This window comes from Corallococcus sp. AB038B, assembly GCF_003668955.1.
Lineage (GTDB): Bacteria > Myxococcota > Myxococcia > Myxococcales > Myxococcaceae > Corallococcus > Corallococcus exiguus.
This window is the reverse complement of sequence record NZ_RAWO01000257.1, coordinates 1-404: the sequence shown is the minus strand read 5'-3', so window position 1 is coordinate 404 and position 404 is coordinate 1. Positions and strand designations below refer to the sequence as shown.

Here is a 404-nt window from a genome sequence, read left to right as displayed (position 1 = left end):
CCGTGGTGTGCGGGGGCAGGGACGGGAGCGTGAGACTGACGGTCTCGTTGCTGAACTCGCCGAGGAAGGTGCGGCCTCCCGCGGGCACCGTGCTCCTGAGCTGTGAGCTCCACTCACCGGCGCCAGCGCCCGCTTCGAAGTTGACCAGGTAGACGGACTGGGGGGCGGGCTGGGGAGGAGGCGGAGTGCCCTGGGTCTGGGCACTGGTCTGGACGGCCGCGGCGCCGCTGGCGGACGAGGTGTCATTGGTGACGAACACGTCCGTGATGCAGGCCCACAACGTGGCGATCTGGGTGACCCCCGCGTTCTGGCAGACCTGCTGGGCCTGCTGCCGCTGGGCGGGGGTGGGTGACGGCGGTGCGACAGGGAAGTTGAGGTTGGTGAACGTGGCGGTGGACTCGCCC

1 pseudogene is annotated in these 404 nt (G+C 70.3%); it reads right to left on the bottom strand.

Annotation, left to right across the window (positions count from 1 at the left end):
- A pseudogene (locus D7Y04_RS44855) lies at positions 1-404 on the bottom strand (hypothetical protein); the annotation flags it as partial.